19 protein-coding genes are annotated in these 17,795 nt (G+C 55.5%); 5 read left to right on the forward strand and 14 right to left on the reverse strand.

Annotated elements, in window-relative coordinates:
- Window positions 1-33: 33 nt before the first annotated feature.
- From potI to ACREYP_RS15530, 11 genes are all read right to left on the reverse strand, one after another.
- Complete coding sequence (gene potI, locus ACREYP_RS15480; protein ID WP_008461065.1) at window positions 34-879, reverse strand: putrescine ABC transporter permease PotI; 846 nt, start codon at window positions 877-879, stop codon at window positions 34-36.
- The gene (gene potH, locus ACREYP_RS15485) at window positions 876-1,838 is read right to left on the reverse strand and encodes a putrescine ABC transporter permease PotH (protein WP_498880967.1); all 963 of its coding nucleotides are present in this window, start codon (window positions 1,836-1,838) and stop codon (window positions 876-878) included. The genes potI and potH overlap by 4 nt, the downstream gene beginning before the upstream one ends.
- Window positions 1,839-1,847: 9 nt before the next feature.
- Window positions 1,848-2,981: a putrescine ABC transporter ATP-binding subunit PotG gene (gene potG / locus ACREYP_RS15490; protein WP_008461060.1), complete on the reverse strand. Its 1,134-nt coding sequence runs from the start codon at window positions 2,979-2,981 to the stop codon at window positions 1,848-1,850.
- Between the two features lie 141 nt (window positions 2,982-3,122).
- Window positions 3,123-4,235 carry a type 2 periplasmic-binding domain-containing protein gene (potF, locus tag ACREYP_RS15495; protein WP_498880968.1) on the reverse strand — a complete coding sequence of 371 codons (1,113 nt, stop codon included), beginning with the start codon at window positions 4,233-4,235 and terminating at the stop codon, window positions 3,123-3,125.
- 383 nt (window positions 4,236-4,618) lie between these two features.
- Window positions 4,619-5,098 (reverse strand): YbjN domain-containing protein, encoded by a 480-nt coding sequence (locus tag ACREYP_RS15500; RefSeq protein WP_008461058.1) that lies wholly within the window; start codon window positions 5,096-5,098, stop codon window positions 4,619-4,621.
- A 92-nt stretch (window positions 5,099-5,190) separates the two neighbouring features.
- Window positions 5,191-6,093 (reverse strand): 30S ribosomal protein S6--L-glutamate ligase, encoded by a 903-nt coding sequence (rimK, locus tag ACREYP_RS15505; protein ID WP_008461057.1) that lies wholly within the window; start codon window positions 6,091-6,093, stop codon window positions 5,191-5,193.
- A gap of 75 nt (window positions 6,094-6,168) precedes the next feature.
- Entirely contained in the window at window positions 6,169-7,074 is a 906-nt protein-coding gene (locus ACREYP_RS15510; protein ID WP_336817867.1) for a LysR family transcriptional regulator, read from the reverse strand.
- 65 nt (window positions 7,075-7,139) lie between these two features.
- Window positions 7,140-8,396, reverse strand: a complete 1,257-nt coding sequence (locus ACREYP_RS15515) for a nucleoside permease (protein ID WP_008461055.1) — start codon at window positions 8,394-8,396, stop codon at window positions 7,140-7,142.
- Window positions 8,397-8,424: 28 nt separating this feature from the next.
- A complete protein-coding gene (gene xapA / locus ACREYP_RS15520) occupies window positions 8,425-9,258 on the reverse strand; it encodes a xanthosine phosphorylase (protein ID WP_336708549.1) in 834 nt (277 codons plus the stop codon).
- A 140-nt stretch (window positions 9,259-9,398) separates the two neighbouring features.
- The gene (nfsA, locus tag ACREYP_RS15525; RefSeq protein WP_498880969.1) at window positions 9,399-10,121 is read right to left on the reverse strand and encodes an NADPH-dependent oxidoreductase; all 723 of its coding nucleotides are present in this window, start codon (window positions 10,119-10,121) and stop codon (window positions 9,399-9,401) included.
- Window positions 10,105-10,404 (reverse strand): YbjC family protein, encoded by a 300-nt coding sequence (locus ACREYP_RS15530; protein ID WP_008461051.1) that lies wholly within the window; start codon window positions 10,402-10,404, stop codon window positions 10,105-10,107. Before ACREYP_RS15530 ends, nfsA begins: the two co-directional genes overlap by 17 nt.
- 175 nt (window positions 10,405-10,579) lie before the next feature.
- On the opposite strand from ACREYP_RS15530, the gene ACREYP_RS15535 reads away from it, so the two are divergent.
- A complete protein-coding gene (locus ACREYP_RS15535; protein WP_008461049.1) occupies window positions 10,580-10,852 on the forward strand; it encodes a GrxA family glutaredoxin in 273 nt (90 codons plus the stop codon).
- A 26-nt stretch (window positions 10,853-10,878) separates the two neighbouring features.
- Here the strand turns inward: ACREYP_RS15535 and ybjM are convergent, their stop codons facing one another.
- Complete coding sequence (ybjM, locus tag ACREYP_RS15540; protein WP_008461048.1) at window positions 10,879-11,268, reverse strand: inner membrane protein YbjM; 390 nt, start codon at window positions 11,266-11,268, stop codon at window positions 10,879-10,881.
- A 297-nt stretch (window positions 11,269-11,565) separates the two neighbouring features.
- On the opposite strand from ybjM, the gene ACREYP_RS15545 reads away from it, so the two are divergent.
- Window positions 11,566-13,248, forward strand: coding sequence for an aspartate:alanine antiporter (locus tag ACREYP_RS15545; RefSeq protein WP_008461047.1), 1,683 nt, complete (start codon window positions 11,566-11,568; stop codon window positions 13,246-13,248).
- 205 nt (window positions 13,249-13,453) lie between these two features.
- On the opposite strand, the gene ACREYP_RS15550 is transcribed toward ACREYP_RS15545, so the two are convergent.
- Window positions 13,454-14,014 (reverse strand): TetR/AcrR family transcriptional regulator, encoded by a 561-nt coding sequence (locus tag ACREYP_RS15550; protein WP_336817909.1) that lies wholly within the window; start codon window positions 14,012-14,014, stop codon window positions 13,454-13,456.
- A 110-nt stretch (window positions 14,015-14,124) separates the two neighbouring features.
- On the opposite strand from ACREYP_RS15550, the gene ACREYP_RS15555 reads away from it, so the two are divergent.
- The 3 genes from ACREYP_RS15555 to ACREYP_RS15565 are packed head-to-tail and all read left to right on the forward strand — an operon-like array spanning window position 14,125 to window position 16,612.
- Complete coding sequence (locus ACREYP_RS15555) at window positions 14,125-15,330, forward strand: MFS transporter (protein WP_336817869.1); 1,206 nt, start codon at window positions 14,125-14,127, stop codon at window positions 15,328-15,330.
- Between the two features lie 11 nt (window positions 15,331-15,341).
- A complete protein-coding gene (locus ACREYP_RS15560) occupies window positions 15,342-16,154 on the forward strand; it encodes a Cof-type HAD-IIB family hydrolase (RefSeq protein WP_336817870.1) in 813 nt (270 codons plus the stop codon).
- Window positions 16,155-16,171: 17 nt separating this feature from the next.
- Entirely contained in the window at window positions 16,172-16,612 is a 441-nt protein-coding gene (locus tag ACREYP_RS15565) for an acetyltransferase (protein WP_336817871.1), read from the forward strand.
- Between the two features lie 60 nt (window positions 16,613-16,672).
- Here the strand turns inward: ACREYP_RS15565 and ACREYP_RS15570 are convergent, their stop codons facing one another.
- A complete protein-coding gene (locus ACREYP_RS15570) occupies window positions 16,673-17,716 on the reverse strand; it encodes an aldo/keto reductase (RefSeq protein ID WP_336817872.1) in 1,044 nt (347 codons plus the stop codon).
- Window positions 17,717-17,795: the final 79 nt, after the last annotated feature.

Below are 17,795 nucleotides of genomic sequence, written 5' to 3' on the forward strand. Positions count from 1 at the left end.
ACCGGAGGCACATCATTGCAGATTTTAGGCGTTTTAACCACGTCTTGCACTCTGGATATCGCGCAGCCGCTGCTTTTCTGCCCGCGCCATAAACCACCATGCAATCAAGCCGATAACGCCCACAACGCCGAGAATAATGGACGCCAGGGCGTTAATTTCCGGGTTAACCCCCATGCGCACGTTCGAGAACACCAGCATCGGCAGCGTGGTCGCACCCGGCCCGGACACGAAGCTGGCGATAACCAGGTCATCAAGCGAAAGCGTGAACGCCAGCAGCCAGCCGGAGATAATGGCAGGCGAGATCATCGGCACGGTGATCACAAAGAACACTTTCAGCGGCGTCGCCCCCAGATCCATTGCCGCTTCTTCAATGGAGCGGTCCAGTTCCCGCAGGCGTGAGCTAATGACAACCGCAACATAGGCGGTGCAGAACGTCACATGCGCCAGCCAGATGGTAAGCATTCCCCTGTCGCTCGGCCAGCCAATCGCGTGCGCCAGCGCCACGAACAACAGCAGTAGCGAAAGCCCGGTGATCACATCCGGCATCACCAGCGGTGCCGTTAGCATAAAGGCAAAGCCGGTTGAGCCACGAAAGCGACCAAAACGCACCATCACCACGGCAGCAATCGTCCCCAGGATAACGGCCATCGTGGCGGCCGCCGCAGCAATGGTCAGGCTCAGGCCAACGGCGTTCATCATCGCCGAATCCCGGAACAGCTCCCCGTACCAGCGCGTTGACCAGCCGGCCCACACCGTCACCAGCTTAGAGCTGTTAAACGAGTAGATAACCAGCATCAGCATGGGCGCATACAGGAAGGTAAAGCCAATCACCAGAATCAAAATACGCCACGGAGAGCGCACAACCGGTAAGTTGTTCATGCGTGGTCCTCCCCCGCTTTGTTCTGGTATTTGTGGAACCACATGATCGGCACGATCAGCAGCAGAAGCATGATAATCGCCACGGCTGAGGCCACAGGCCAGTCGCGGTTATTAAAGAATTCCTGCCACAGGACGCGGCCAATCATGATGCTGTCCGGCCCGCCGAGCAGTTCCGGGATAACAAACTCCCCTACCGCCGGAATAAACACCAGCATCGAACCGGCAATAATCCCGCCTTTGGTCAACGGCACAATCACGCTGAAGAACGTTTTCAGCGGCCGCGCGCCGAGATCTAACGAAGCCTCCACCAGCGAATAATCTATGCGCGTTAGCGCGGTATAAATCGGCAGCACCATGAAAGGCAGGTAGGCATAAACTACCCCGATGTAGACTGCAAGGTTGGTGTGCAGGATCGTCAGCGGCTGGTCGATAACCCCGAGCCAAAGCAGCACGTTATTCAATATGCCGTTGTTTTTCAGGATGCCCATCCACGCATACACGCGGATCAGGAACGAGGTCCATGAAGGCAGGATCACCAGCAACAGCAGGATGTTTCGCGTTGAGGGTTTACTGTGTGCCACCGCCCACGCGAGCGGATAGCCCAGCGCCAGGCAGCACAGCGTTGACACCGCCGCGACCTGCAAAGATTGCAGATAAGCCTCGAAGTAGAGCGGATCGTCCGTCAGCTGGAAGTAGTTCGCCAGATTCAGGGTGATCGACAGCTGGCCATCGGCCCATCTCACCAGATCGCTGTAAGGCGGGATCGCCCGGGCTATTTCCGAAAAACTGATCTTAAAGACGATCAGGAACGGCAGCATAAACAGCAGGATCAGCCACAAATAGGGCAGCGCGATCGCCAGCTTGCGCCCGTGCGCCATCTGCAAACGGGCAAGCAAACGCTTCACGCCCGAGGGCTGAGGAACCGCCGTCTCTGCCGGGCCTTCAGAAAGTGTTGTCATCTTGCCCCCTTAAACCGTCAGAACCACGCAGCTGTCGGCATCCCAGCACAGGCGAACTTCATCCCCCCAGGTAGGCGCTCCTTTACGGTAGCGGTGCTCATTTTGCAGCTGGGCGCTGATCATCTGCCCGCTTTTCAGCCGAACGTGGTAGATGGAGAGATCGCCGAGGTAGGCGATATGCACCACTTCTCCTACGGCAAAGTTATAGCCATCGGCGGGCGGCTCCTCGCAAAGCGTCACCTTTTCCGGGCGCAACGCAACGAAGACCGGTACGCCGTCCACCACGGAAGCATCAGGATCCACCTTCAGCGGATGCACAAGTCCGGGGCTGTCTATCACCAGCCCGTCGTCCTGACGCTCTTTCAGCAGCCCTTCGAAGACGTTTACCGACCCGATAAACTCCGCGCTATAGCGGGTGGTTGGGTGCTCATAAATCTCTTCCGGCTCGCCAATTTGCACGAACTTGCCGCGATTCATTATGGCTATTCGCCCGGCCATGGTCATCGCTTCTTCCTGATCGTGGGTCACCATCACGCAGGTCACGCCGACGCGTTCAAGGATGTCCACTACTTCCAGCTGCATCCGGTCACGGAGCTTTTTATCCAGCGCCCCCATCGGCTCGTCGAGCAGCAATAATTTGGGACGCTTGGCCAGGCTTCGGGCTAACGCCACGCGCTGACGCTGGCCGCCGGACAGCTGGTGAGGCTTGCGCCTGGCGAACTCCTGCATGTGTACCAGGGTCAGCATTTCTGCCACCCGGCTGGTAATTTCCGCCTTCGGCAGTTTGTCCTGCTTCAGGCCAAAGGCGATGTTTTGCTCCACGGTCATGTGCGGGAACAGCGCGTAGGACTGGAACATCATATTGATTGGGCGCTGGTAAGGCGGCACATGCGACAAATCGACGCCATCAAGCATGATTTGCCCGGCACTTGGCTGTTCAAACCCCGCCAGCATGCGCAGCAGCGTGGATTTGCCGCAGCCCGAGGCGCCCAGCAAAGCAAAAATTTCGCCTTTGTAGATGGTCAGACTGACGTCATCCACGGCATGTTGGCCATCAAAAGATTTAGTGAGGTTACGAATTTCCAGCAGCGGCGTCAGCGCTTTGGGTGTTTTGGACTGCGGGCGAGGGATTGCGTCGTTCAATTCTGTTGCTCTCCGGCAAAAGCAAAAAGAAGATACGGCCCGGTTGCCGTACTTTTCGCCATTCTGGAAACAAGGGCTTCCGTTCAGGCTGGGGCGATTGCACAACTCTGGTGCAACCGCCCGGTGCAGGGTGTCACAGGACTATTTGCCTGTTTTAACCTTAGTCCACGCGCGGGTGATAACCCGGTCAATCTTCGCTGGCATCACCGTTTGTGTGAACAACTTGGCACGAATATCCGCCGGCGGGTAAATTCCCGGATTGCTGCGGACCTCTTCGCTCAGTAACGGTGTAGCTTCTTTGTTGGCGTTAGCGTAGTAAATATGATTACTGATGTTGGCGATAACGTCCGGCTTCATCAGGTAGTTCAGGAACTGGTACGCTTCGTCTTTATTCTTCGCATCTACCGGCAGGGCAAACATATCGAAGTAGACCATCGCGCCTTCCTTAGGAATGGAATAAGCAACATTCACGCCATTTTTAGCTTCTTTGGCGCGGTTTGCCGCCTGCAGAATATCCCCGGACCAGCCAATCGCCACGCAGATGTCACCGTTGGCAAGGTCGTTGATGTACTGCGACGAATGGAAGTAACGAATATTTGGCCGCAGCTTCATCAGCAGATCGTTAGCCGCCCCGGTGTAGTCCGCGGCGTTGGTGCTGTTCGGATCTTTGCCCAGGTAGTGCAACACGGTCGCGTAAATTTCACTTGGCGCGTCCAGGAACGACACGCCACAGCTTTTCAGTTTTTCAAGGTTTTCCGGCTTGAAGATCAGATCCCAGCTGTCCACCGGTGCGTCTTTCCCCAGCACGGCTTTCACTTTATCGACGTTGTAGCCGATGCCGGTCGTCACCATCATGTACGGAATGCCGTATTTGTTGTCGTGGTCGTTTTGCGCCACCAGCTTGAGCATTTCCGGGTCGAGGTTTTTATAGTTCAGCAGTTTGCTTTTATCCAGCGGCTCGAAGATGCCGGCCTGCGCCTGGCGCTCAAGGAACTGCGAAGACGGCACCACCAGGTCATAGCCCGTGCTGCCCGCCATCAGCTTCCCTTCCAGCACTTCGTTGGAATCAAACACGTCGTAGACCACTTTGATGCCGGTCTCTTTCGTGAAGTTTGCCAGGGTATCCGGGGCTATATAGTCAGACCAGTTATAAACGTGCAGCGTCTTTTGTTCGGCGGCAGAGCTGGCGGCAGAAGCCACCATCAGCGCGCCAGCAACCATCCCCAACAACCCTTTTTTACGTAGGTAGAGCATAATTTCATTCCTTCTGAATAAAGGCCAAACCAGGCTCGAATGAGCCGAATTTACGCAATGTGGCTTATCCGCATTGACCGCACGCTTTTTTAGCATGCAAAATTCATGCATCTCTATTCATTCTGCTGAAAAAGAATTTGGGTAATCTTCACGCAGACGTTGCTCGTTTTTACGGCCAAGCAAGAATAACTGTAGCCAGGGTTGGCGACTATAGCCCGGATGAAAAAACGCCTTTTATCAACTTTTTAGACATCTTTCGTCTATTCAGGCGGCAAAAACGCGCCTTATGGCAGGGATTTGTCTGGCTGTGACGGCTTTATGACAGAATAAAAACATGCAGAACGCAGCGGCGCTGGTGGCCGCTGCGTTAAAAAAAGAAAGGATCAGTGCAGAGAGTGGGTGTGAATAATTGTGCCGTCGCGCTCTTCTTCTTCGGCCACAAAAAGCAGCTGATTAGCGCAAGCCTCGAGGATCACCATCGAAACCTGCTCTTCGCTCTGCTGAACAAAGGCGGCAAACTGCTCGCGGGTAATGCCCACGGAGGCAGACAACGACTGACACACCACCAGCTTGGGCAGGTTATCATCCTGGATGTCGAGAAACGCTTTCACCGTCAGCGAGCTGGCGTTGATCGAGGAGAGATCGGACGCCAACGGCAGCAGCGCCGACGGCTTAACTTCTGCCAATGCGGAAAACAGAATAATGTTGTCCACGAGATCGATTTTCGCGTCGTATACGCCATCGAAGTTCTGCATATGGGGCAAATGCAATGCCTGGCAGGTATCGCACTCGAAAAAGGTTACGCCAGTTTCATCCAGCCAGCGGCGTAAAGTGTCCAGAGTCGGGACCACGAGTGAATCCATAAACGCAAAAACCTCATTACCTGTTCAAAAATTAACGTGCCATCTTACGCAAAAATGACACGTCATACTATGCATTAGCGCCGATTTGGTAATTATCCCCCGGTTTTAAGACAGTACCCAGGGCGGGCCTGCCGCTCTATCCATTTGATCATCAGCCCGGCGATATCGACCCCGCTCGTGTTTTCTATGCCTTCCAGCCCCGGCGAGGCGTTCACTTCCATCACCAGCGGCCCGCGTTCGGCGCGTAAAATGTCCACCCCGGCAATATCCAGTCCCAGCGTGCTGGCCGCTTTTAGCGCCACTTCTCGCTCAAGATCGGTAATTGTGACCTGATGCGCGACGCCGCCACGGTGCAGGTTTGAGCGGAAATCGCCGGGCTTGGCCTGCCGTTCAATGGCGGCCACAACCTCATCCCCCACCACCAGACAGCGAATATCTCTGCCCTTCGCTTCTTTGATGTATTCCTGCACCAGAATATGGGCGTTAAGACCGCGAAACGCATCAATCACGCTTTCCGCCGCCTGCCGCGTTTCAGCCAGCACCACGCCAATTCCTTGCGTACCTTCAACGAGCTTCACCACCAGCGGCGCGCCACCCACCATATCAATAAGATCGCTGGTGTCGTCCGGCGAGTGGGCAAACCCCGTCACCGGCAAATCAATCCCCTGCTTCGCCAGCAATTGCAGCGAACGCAGCTTATCCCGCGCGCGGGTGATCGCCACCGACTCATTCAGCGGGTAGCTTCCCAGCATTTCGAACTGGCGCAGCACCGCCGTGCCGTAAAAGGTGATAGCCGAGCCAATACGCGGGATAACCGCGTCATAATGCGGCAGTTGACGCCCCTTGTAATGCACGGAAGGCGCGGCCGGATTAATGTTCATATAGCAAGAAAGAGGATCAATGATCTCCACCTGATGACCACGACGCGTTGCCGCCTCGCGCAGGCGCTTGCATGAGTAGAGCGTTCCATCCCGGGATAAAATAGCGATTTTCAACCTGCACCTCTGAGCAACCAGACCAAAATTAACCGCCCGCTAATCATACCACTGCCTTCACCTTTCAACGACGGACTAATCGGTGGGAGACATCTTAAGTGCCTCAATTAATTGCTTTGTGGTCGAGGTGAGATGGACCGGATCAAAAACGGCATACAGGTCGGCGGGTATCGGCCTCGCCGGGGGGCGAAACACCACGCCAGGCCAGTTCATCTGTGCGTAGCTGTCGGCGATGATGGTTAGCCCGAAACCAATGCTCACCAGCGCCAGGACGGTTTGCGGCTCCACCGCCTCACGGACAACCCTCGGGGTAAAACCAGCTTCACGGCAAACACGTTGCAGGAAAGTCCAGTCAGAGTGAATGGCGGTCATCGTCACGAACGCCTCATGCCGCAGTTGGGTAATGTCCACCGTTTGCTGCCGGGCTAGCGGGTGCTGCTCCGGCAGCGCGACCATAAATGTCGCCTCATGCAGCTTTTCGCTCTTAAGGCCACCGGGCGGGCTGGTTTCCATCCGCCAGATCCCGGCATCAATCTCGTGACGTTCAAGCAAAGCAAGCTGATCCCCCGGGGACTTTTCGCGGAAGGTCACATCAATGGCGGGATAGTGCGCAATAAACCGCTGTAGCCCAAGCCGCAGCCCACCCCAAATGGCGGTGCCAACAATCCCTAGCTGAATTCGACCGCCTTCACCACGGCCAATCTGCTCAACCCTGGCCAGCGCAAGGCTTGCGTTGTTCAGCAGCTGTTTTGTCTCTTCCAGCAGGACTTCGCCTGCGTGAGTCAGCGCCACGTGCCGGGAATGGCGGATAAACAGTACCGTCCCCAGCTGAGCTTCCAGTTCTTTGATATGAAAGCTCAGGGGAGGCTGCGACATGTTCAGCCGCGCGGCGGCCCGGCCAAAGTGCAGTTCCTCGGCTACGGCCTGAAAATAGCGCAGCAGCTTAAGATCGGTGCGATAGATACGCTGAGATGTATTCATGAGGCTCCCTGAGTGGCAAGCCTCATAAATTACCATCGCTTACGCTTGCTGTAAGGCCAGGAGCCTTAATGTGCGAGCGATGCCGAAGAATCACTCTGCTGACGGTGGTGATAGTGGAAGCTAAAGTGGAAGACGACGGCAAGCACCAGCGCATAGCCAGCAAAAACCAGCCAGATAGTCGGCCAGTCTTTGGCGCCATCGGTGGTAAAATAATCCACCACATAACCGCTGACAATCGCCCCGAAATACGCCCCAACCCCGTTCACCATCGTCATAAACAGCCCTTGAGCGCTGGCGCGAATACGTGACTCCACCTCTTGCTCAACAAACACGGAGCCGGAGATATTAAAGAAATCAAAGGCGCAGCCGTACACCACCATCGACAGCAACAGCAGCACAAAACCAAAGACAGAAGGATCGCCCCAGGCGAACAGCGCAAAGCGCAGCACCCAGGCGACCATGCTCATCAGCATGACCTGTTTAATGCCAAAACGCCGCAGGAAGAAAGGGATCGTCAAAATAAAGACCACTTCCGACATCTGCGAGACGGACAGCAAAATCGAGGGATACTGCACCACAAAGCTGCTGGCAAACTCAGGCTGACGGGCAAAATCATGCAGGAAAGGGTTACCGAAAGTATTGGTGATTTGCAGCACCGCCCCAAGCAGCATGGCGAACAGGAAAAAAACCGCCATTTGTGGCTTTTTGAACAGCACAAACGCGTCCAGCCCCAGGCGGCTCACCCAGCTGCGCGTGGCCTGGCTTTTTATCACCGGGATAGTCGGCAATGTGAGCGCATACAGCGCCAGCAGACCGGAAGCCCCTGCGGCAATATAGAGCTGCATGCTGCTCAGCTCTATGCGCATCAGGCTAACGGTCCACATCGCCGCAATAAAGCCCACGGTACCGAACACCCTCACAGGCGGGAAATGCGTCACCGTATCCAGTCCGTTTTTTTCCAGGCAGGCGTAAGACACCGTATTGGACAGCGCAATGGTCGGCATAAAGGCCAGGGCATTACCCAGCATTGCCCAAAACATCAACCCCGGCTGGTCGATGCTGGCCGCCCAGACCAGCATCCCCGCCCCCACCAGATGGCAGAGAGAGTACACCCGATTGGCCGGGAGCCATTTATCGGCCACAATGCCGATAAGACCCGGCATCAGCAGCGCCGCAAGCCCTTTGGTACTGTAAACCATGCCAACATCTGCCCCCTTAAAGCCGAGCGTATTGATCATGTAAGATCCCAAAGTGACCAGCCACGCCCCCCAGATGAAGTACTGTAAAAACAGCATGATTTTTAAGCGGAGTTTAATCGCCATCTGTTTTCCCTGCTTTGGTCAGTGAGGATCAGGCCAGTTTGCCGAGGAAACCGCAAATCAGGTTAATGAAGTTCTGCCGCGACAGCGCAGCCGCTTTCAGCGTCTGTTCATGGGAAAGCTGAATACTCCCCAGCCCTTCGGCAAGGTTGGTAATCGCCGAGACGGCAACCACCTTCAGGCCGCAATGGCGGGCGCTGATCACCTCCGGCACAACCGACATCCCCACCACGTGGCCGCCAATGATTTGCATCATGCGAATTTCCGCTGCGGTTTCGAAGTTTGGCCCTGGATAAGAAACAAATACTCCCTCGTGCAGCGGGAACCCCTGCTCATGTGCAACCTGTTGGAGTACAGCGCGATAGTCGGCATCATAGGCGTTTGCCAGCGAGAAAAAGCGCTCACCAAACCGCTCATCATTTGGCCCAACGGTCGGCGTGCCCGGCATCGTATTAATATGATCGCTGAGTGCCACCAGGCTTCCAGGTTCCACTTCCGGGCGCAGAGAACCGGCGGCGTTGGTAGAAAACAGAATTTCGCATCCCAGCAGCTTAAAAGTGCGAATTGCGCTGGTCATCACCGACATTCCACGCCCTTCATAAAAGTGCCCCCGCCCTTTCATACAGGCTACAGGCACGCCAGCCAGCGTGCCGACGACCAGTTCGCCCGCATGGCCGTGGACGGTGCTGACGGGGAACCCGGGCAGCTCTTCGTAGGAAAATGTTACAGGGGAGTCGATTTTTTCCGCCAGCTCCCCCAGCCCGGAGCCCAGAATGAAAGCGATGCGAGGTACCAGACCGTTAATGCGGGCGCGAATAATGTCGGCGGCGTAGAAAGGCGAATTATCAAAAGCAGAGGTTGGCATAGAAGGTTCCTTGTCAGATTGTCGTTATAACTTCAGCAGTTATAACGACTCACCGACGGATGAAACCAATACCGTTTGAGGCCACGATTAATACTGAAAATGTATCGATCGCCGATTTGATGGCCTGGCAGCCGCGTGAATTAGCGTGTCGCCCAGCCCTGCTTGTGCAGGTAATCCAGAATGAAAGGCCGGCTTTCTTTAATGATGGTACGGCTGATGTGGTCGCTCCAGGTGTCGCGCCGTGTATTGCTGTCCCGGCTCAAATAATACTGCGCCAGCTCCTCGTCGTACTCGTCCAGCAGCGGCCTGTTCAGCGGCTGATAGCGGTTTTCATGCACCAGCATCGCAGCGGGCATCCGCGGCTTGATATCCGGCGTGGCAGCAGGCCAGCCCAGGCAAAGGCCAAACAGCGGTAACACGTATTTCGGCACGCCCAACAGCTCTCCCACCGCTTCAATGTTATTGCGTATGCCGCCAATATAGACCCCGCCCAGCCCCAGAGACTCTGCGGCGGTAAACGCATTCTGCGCCAGAATCGCGGTATCGATCGCACCAAGCAGCAGCTGTTCCGCCAGCCCAAGCTGGGCGTCCGGGCAGATTTGAAGATTGCGGTTAAAGTCGGCGCAGAACACCCAAAACTCGGCGGCTTCCGCCACATGCTTTTGCCCGCCGGTCAGCGGCACCAGCTGCTCGCGCAGCGCTTTATCCGTGATGCGAATGATTGAACTGCACTGAAGGAAGCTGGAAGTAGAAGCTGCCTGTGCACTGGCAATAATGGCTTCGCGCTGCTCGTCGGTAATAGGTTCCCCGGTAAAATGACGAATGGAACGGTGGGAACGAAGCAGATCAATGGTCGGCGTCATCGCGATTTTCCTTTGGCTTTTTTATATCAGAGAGTTTTGAAGCAGAATCAGGCTGCATCAGCTGCGGGGCAAGACGTTTAGCAATATGCCACGTCATGATGATTGCCGCCGGCAGCATCAGCCCAAGGCCAATAAATACCATGACTATGGCCGCCGTTGCAGTGGCCACAGGTGCGGGCAGCGTCAGGTATCCCTGCAGCGAGAGAAAAGCTAGCGCCAAAAAACCTATCCCCACCGCTTCCAGCACAATCACCGATTTGGGTAACGATCCGACCGCGCGCATAGCGGCACCTCCTGTGTTCAGGCCAGCTATCATCGAGTCCGCGCCCCTCCCACTGAAAGGAGATAGCCTACGGGCATCGAACTAACAGGCACGACCTTCTTTAAAAATGTGACGGATATCGGCATTATAAGCGCATTCGCCGGTTCGTATCGGCCATAAAAACTGAGGAGAGAGCATGTTTGCAGTAATTTTTGGACGCCCTGGCTGCCCATATTGTGTTCGCGCTAAAGAACTGGCTGAGAAACTGACCGCCGAGCGTGATGACTTCAACTTCCGCTATGTTGACATCCACGCAGAAGGCATCACCAAAGCTGATCTGGAAAAAACCGTGGGTAAACCGGTTGAAACCGTGCCGCAGATCTTCTTGGATCAGAAGCACATTGGTGGCTGCACCGATTTTGAAGCTTACGCAAAAGAACATCTGAACCTGTTCCAGACCGCACAGTAAACTTTACGAATGCAGAAAACCGACTCTCAGTAGTCGGTTTTTTTATGCGTGCGATTCCGGTTCTTACACATAAAAAATAGCAGATAACACAGCGAACCGAGGGACGACCAGAAGACAGCGCTCAGTAGCCAGGCCATTTCTTGCCAGAACGAGCGTGTGACGGGGAAAAACAGGTGGGCAATCAACAGGCAGAACGGCGAAGCAAGCATCGCTCCCACCAGCGGTTTGACCACTCGATCTCCTTGGGAAAAGAAGCTGGCCACGCCACCCGGGAGAAGGAAAAACAGCAGCCCAAGCTCATAGTGCCCGGTGGCAATAAACCGCCCCATCACGTTCAGGCGCAGAGAAAGAAAAACCAGAATAAAGAGCACGAAGCAGCAGGTAATTCCTAACCACTTTTGCGCACGTCTGTGCATTTTACCTCCTGACATCTGCTTTTGCTCGAAAATACCCTGCCGGAAAATTCAGCAGCGTCTTTACCCGATTTGATAATGCCTGGCCATCCGTGCCGATAAAGCATTGCCACATTTAGCACAATATTCTTACTAGCCGCTGATACAGAGAAAGATTAAACTAGCGGCAGAAATTCGGTCGTCGCGTGAGATATTTATATGCGTGATAATTTGCCGGTCGTCGCTGACGGAACCGTCAAAACCTTAGCGCATAACTCTATCTCTTTCAACAGCTTACTGGTAAACAAGAAGTTAGCCTTCGTGAATATAAACGTCGCAGATTTGTTAAACGGGAATTACATCCTTTTGTTATTTGTTGTACTAACGCTCGGACTTTGCCTGGGGAAATTACGCCTCGGTCCGGTGCAACTGGGTAATTCCATTGGTGTTTTAGTGGTCTCTTTATTACTCGGGCAACAGCATTTCTCGATCAATACCGACGCGCTAAATCTGGGTTTTATGCTGTTCATTTTCTGCGTAGGCGTCGAAGCCGGGCCAAACTTTTTTTCTATTTTCTTCCGCGACGGCAAAAATTATCTGATGCTGGCCCTGGTGATGGTTGGCAGCGCCCTGCTGATTGCGCTGGGGCTGGGCAAACTGTTTGGCTGGGACATTGGCCTGACGGCCGGTATGCTCGCCGGCGCCATGACCTCCACGCCCGTGCTGGTCGGCGCGGGCGATACCCTGCGCCATTCAAGCATCCCCGCCGCGCAGCTTGCGACCTCGCTGGATAATCTGAGCCTCGGCTATGCCCTGACCTACCTGATTGGCCTGGTCAGTCTGATTGTTGGGGCTCGCTATTTGCCGAAGCTGCAGCATCAGGATCTGCAGACCAGCGCCCAGCAAATTGCCCGCGAGCGCGGTCTGGATACCGACGCGAGCCGCAAAGTTTATCTCCCGGTGATCCGCGCCTACCGCGTCGGGCCTGAGCTGGTTGCCTGGGCCGACGGTAAAAATCTGCGCGAACTGGGTATTTATCGCCAGACCGGCTGCTACATCGAACGTATTCGCCGCAACGGCATTCTGGCTAACCCGGACGGCGATGCCGTGCTGCAAATGGGCGATGAAATCTCGCTGGTGGGCTACCCGGATTCTCACTCGCGCCTCGACCCAAGCTTCAGAAACGGCAAAGAGGTTTTCGATCGCGATCTGCTGGACATGCGCATCGTCACCGAAGAAATTGTGGTGAAAAACCACAATGCCGTGGGCCGTCGCCTGGCGCAGCTCAAGCTCACCGACCACGGCTGCTTCCTGAACCGCGTGATCCGCAGCCAGATTGAAATGCCCATCGACGACAATATCGTGCTGAACAAAGGCGATGTCCTGCAGGTCAGCGGCGATGCCAGACGCGTGAAAACCGTTGCCGAGCGCATCGGCTTTATCTCCATTCACAGCCAGATAACCGACCTGCTGGCCTTCTGCGCCTTCTTTGTTATTGGCCTGATGGTGGGCATGGTCACCTTCCAGTTCAGCTCGTTCAGCTTCGGCATCGGGAACGCCGCTGGCCTGTTGTTTGCGGGCATCATGCTTGGCTTCCTGCGCGCCAACCACCCCACCTTCGGCTACATTCCGCAGGGGGCGCTAAATATGGTGAAAGAGTTCGGCCTGATGGTATTTATGGCGGGGGTTGGCCTGAGCGCCGGCAGTGGCATCAGCAACGGCCTCGGTGCGGTAGGCGGCCAGATGCTGATTTCCGGGCTTATCGTGAGCCTGGTGCCGGTGATTATCTGCTTCCTGTTCGGCGCCTATGTGCTACGAATGAACCGCGCTCTGCTGTTTGGAGCGATGATGGGGGCACGAACCTGTGCGCCAGCGATGGAAATCATCAGCGACACCGCCCGCAGCAACATTCCTGCGCTGGGGTACGCCGGCACCTACGCTATCGCTAACGTGTTGTTAACACTGGCCGGTACATTAATTGTCGTGATATGGCCAGGTTTGTGATCGCAACCACAGACAAAGAAAAATACTTTTTTTTTATGCCTGAGCGAACTTTCTTTCGGGACGTCAGTCTGAATTAGTGCCACTGCTTTTCTTTGATGTCCCCAATTTGTGGAGCCCATCAACCCCGCCGCTTTCGGTTCAAGGTTGATGGGTTTTTATTTTTTAGGGCTTCAATAACAAACGCTTACTAACCCCTCCACTCGCTTTATTTTGCATCCCCTGTCCCTACAATCCTGCGCACCATCACCCGCATATCATCGCGCCCCATCGGTTCGCGATCGGTGACATAGTGCAGCGTCATGCCTTCCAGGAAAGCATCCAGCGCCCGGGCGGTTAGCGGATCGAAAAACGGCTCCAGCGCCTGCTGGCTGCGAATCATCCACTCCTGCATGATATCTTTTAGCTGCGGATTACAGCTGGCATAAGCATAAAGCTGGTACATCACCTGCATGTTATACGGCGTGGCCACGCAGCCGCCGCAAATCATATCGACAATCGCTTCGCAGGCCTCATCGCGATTGGTGGCCTGCTGCATGCGCTCCCGGTAGCTGTCCGACATCTGGTGGGCAAACAGGGTAAACGCTTCGCAAAGCAGCGATTCAATCCCGGCAAAATAGTAGGTCATTGACCCCAGCGAAACGCCAGCCTCAGCGGCAATTTTGCGGTGCGTGATATCGCTGATGCCGTGCTTTACCACCATATTCAGCGTCGCCTGCAAAATACGCGATCGACGTTCGGGGTCATTCCGGCGCGGGGCTTTGCTCATCATTACCTACCTGAATTTAGAGTATGACAAAGAGTCTATACCGGGATGTGTACAAATGTACACAAGCTTGCTAGTCTGCTCCCCTGTTTCTCTTTCACTGGTTGTTGTTCATGTCTGTTTCACAGAGAAAAGCCCTGCAGCTCCGTACCTGGGCGTTATTCACCTTCTTCTTCCTTCCGGGCCTGGTGATGGCATCCTGGGCCACACGCACGCCCGCCATCCGCGATACGCTCAGCGTCTCGACGGCCGGAATGGGCATCGTATTATTTGGCCTGTCGATAGGATCGATGGGCGGTATTCTCTGTTCCGGCTGGCTGGTGAAACGCTTTGGCACCCGTACCATTATTCGCAGCGGCATGACGCTGATGGTCGCCGGAATGTTAATGATGAGCTTCGCGCTGTACCTCGCCTCCCCGGTGCTGTTTGCCTTCGGCCTGGCGCTGCTCGGCAGCGGGATGGGGTCATCAGAAGTGGCTATGAACGTCGAAGGGGCCATTATCGAGAGCCTGATGAAGAAAACTGTGCTGCCGATGATGCACGGCTTCTTTAGCCTCGGCACGCTCGTTGGCGCCGGGATTGGCCTGACGTTAACCGCGTGGAACGTCGTGTCCTGGGGGCACCTGCTGCTGATTGGTCTGTTGACCATTGCGCCGATTGCCATCGCGCTTATCGCCGTGCCGCACGGCGTGGGCAAAGATAACCCGGAGAACACCGAAGCCCACGAGCCGCACCGACCGTTTTACAAAGATATTCAGCTATTGCTGATTGGTTTTGTCGTGCTGGCGATGGCCTTTGCCGAAGGCTCGGCCAACGACTGGCTGCCGCTGCTGATGGTGGACGGGCACGGCTTTAGCCCAACTTCCGGGTCGCTTATCTACGTAGGCTTTACCCTCGGCATGACGGTCGGGCGCTTCACCGGCGGCTGGTTTATTGACCGCTACAGCCGCGTTATTGTGGTCCGCGCCTGTGCGATCATGGGCATTATTGGCATCGGCACCATTGTGTTTGTCGACAACGCCTTCCTTGCCGGCGTGTCGGTGATTCTGTGGGGGTTGGGCACCTCTTTAGGCTTCCCGCTGACCATTTCAGCGGCGGGTGATACCGGCCCCGATCCGGCCAGCCGCGTCAGCGTCGTTGCCGCTTCGGGCTATGTCGCCTTTTTAGTCGGGCCGCCGCTGCTGGGCTTCCTCGGCGAGCATTACGGGCTGCGCCAGGCCATGTTAGTTGTGCTGACGCTAATGGTGATTGCGGCGCTGGTCGCCCGCGCCGTGGCCAAACCGGGGCAATCTTCCGGCCAGGCTTTAGAAACTGAATAATGGAGAGTTCAATGAGCATCAAACTGATTGCAGTAGACATGGACGGCACTTTTCTTAATGATGAAAAAACCTACAACCGCGAACGCTTTGCCGCGCAATATCAGCAGATGAAAGAGCAAGGCATCCGCTTTGTGGTGGCCAGCGGGAACCAGTATTTCCAGCTTATCTCCTTCTTCCCGGAGATTGCCCACGAGATCTCTTTTGTCGCCGATAACGGCGGCTGGGTGGTCAGCGAAGGCGAAGATCTGTTCAACGGCGAGCTGACCAGACAAGAGTTCAACACGGTGGTCGATCACCTGCTGACCCTGCCGCACGTGGAGATCATCGCCTGCGGCAAGCATAACGGTTATACCCTCAACGGCTATAGTGACGATTTTAAAGCGCTGGCGGCGAAGTACTATCACCGCCTTGAGCACGTGGAAAACTTCTCCGGCCTCGACGACGTGTTCTTCAAGTTCGCCCTGAACCTGCCGGACAGCCAGCTCGATGAAACTATGGACGCCCTGGGCGCAGCGCTGGAAGGCATTATGGTGCCGGTCACCAGCGGGCACGGCTCTATCGACCTGATTATTCCGGGGATTCATAAGGCTAACGGCCTGCGGATCCTGCAGGAAAAATGGGGCATCCAGGACAGCGAAGTGGTGACCTTTGGCGACGGCGGCAACGACATCGAGATGCTGACTCAGGCGCAATACGGGTTTGCGATGGCCAACGCCCCGGACAAAATCAAACGCATTGCCAGCTACCAGGCAGGGCACTGCAATCAACAAGGCGTGCTGGATGCGATCGACAAGATCCTGAAGAAAGAAGCGCCGTTTAACTAACGACCTCTGGAACAAGAATGTTAACGATAAGACAAGCAAACCCGGCGGATTTTGATGCGCTGGCGAAAATCTGGGAGGCGTCCGTTCGCGCCACGCATGATTTTTTACCTGAAGAAAATATCAGGGCGTTAAAGCCGCAGGTACGCGAACTCTACATGCCACAGATCCCGATGCTGCTGGCAGCCAGCGACACCGGCGAGCCACTGGGCTTTATCGGCTGCCACGAAAATCGGATTGAAATGCTGTTTGTTTCGCCTGAAAGCCGTGGCACGGGTGTGGGCAAGCAGCTTCTGCAGTATGCCATTGAACATTTGCAGGTCGATGAGGTGGATGTGAATGAGCAGAACCCGCAGGGCGTGGGCTTTTATCTTCATATGGGGTTCGCACAAACCGGGCGGTCTGAACTCGACGGTGAAGGGAATCCTTTCCCTTTGCTGCATTTGAAGCTGAAACGATAGTTTTATCGCATCGCTTGTTTTCCCCCTCTCCCTCCGGGAGAGGGCTAAATTATTCCCGATTTATGACTGATTCTTCAGCTGTTCCCGGCGATACTCACCCTGCCGCTCAAGCATCCAGCCCGGATATTCGCGCGGCAGCTCACTTACCGCATTCAGCCTGTCAAGCTCGTCCGCGCTAAGCTGAACCCCCGTCGCAGCGATATTATCCTCAAGCTGCTCAATGCGCTTCGCGCCCACGATGACCGTCGTCACTGCCTGCTGATGCAGCAGCCAGGCCAGCGCAATCTGCGCCACAGAAACGCCTTTGGCATCGGCTATGTCACGCATCACATCCACGCAATCAAACGCGCGATCCCTGTTTACCGGTGGAAAATCAAACTCCAGGCGGCGGCTGCCGGTTTCGGCTTTCCCGTCGCGGTCGTACTTGCCGCTGAGCAGCCCGCCCGCGAGCGGACTCCACACCATCAGGCCGACGCCTTCACTTTGCATCATCGGCACCAGCTCTCGCTCCAGATCGCGCCCGGCAAGGGTGTAATAAGCCTGCAGAGAGGCAAAACGTGTCAGTCCCAGGCGTTCGGAAATCCCGAGTGCCTTCATGATTTGCCAGGCCGCCCAGTTGGAAACGCCTATGTAGCGAACCAGCCCCTGCTGTACCAGCGAATCCAGCGCCCGCAGCGTTTCCTCTAGCGGCGTCGCGGGGTCAAAACCGTGCAGTTGGTACAGGTCGATATAGTCGAGCTGTAGCCGCTGCAGGCTCTCTTTGACGCTATTTAGCAGATGAAAACGCGATGAACCTCGAGAGTTCGGCCCGGCGGTGCCTGTTTCGCCGAATGCTTTGGTGGCCACCACCACATTCTCACGCGGCACATTAAGGTTTTTCAGCGCCTGGCCGGTGATGATTTCCGAACGCCCGCCGGAGTAAACATTGGCGGTATCAATAAAGTTAATCCCGGCCTCCAGCGCGCGTCCAACCAGCTTGTCGGCATCATTTTGCGCAAGCTGGCCTATTTTTCCCCATATACCGTCTTCACCACCAAAAGTCATGGTGCCCAGGCAAAGCTCTGAAACAAACAGGCCGGTATTTCCTAATTTTTTATAACGCATAGCGGTACCTCATGTTCAGGATTTCAGGAAGGAAGAGTGCGGACTGCCAGTTATACGCGTCGCCCGCGATTCTGGAATG

The sequence above is a fragment of the Enterobacter sp. TMH.L2 genome, from assembly GCF_050847315.1.
Lineage (GTDB): Bacteria > Pseudomonadota > Gammaproteobacteria > Enterobacterales > Enterobacteriaceae > Cedecea.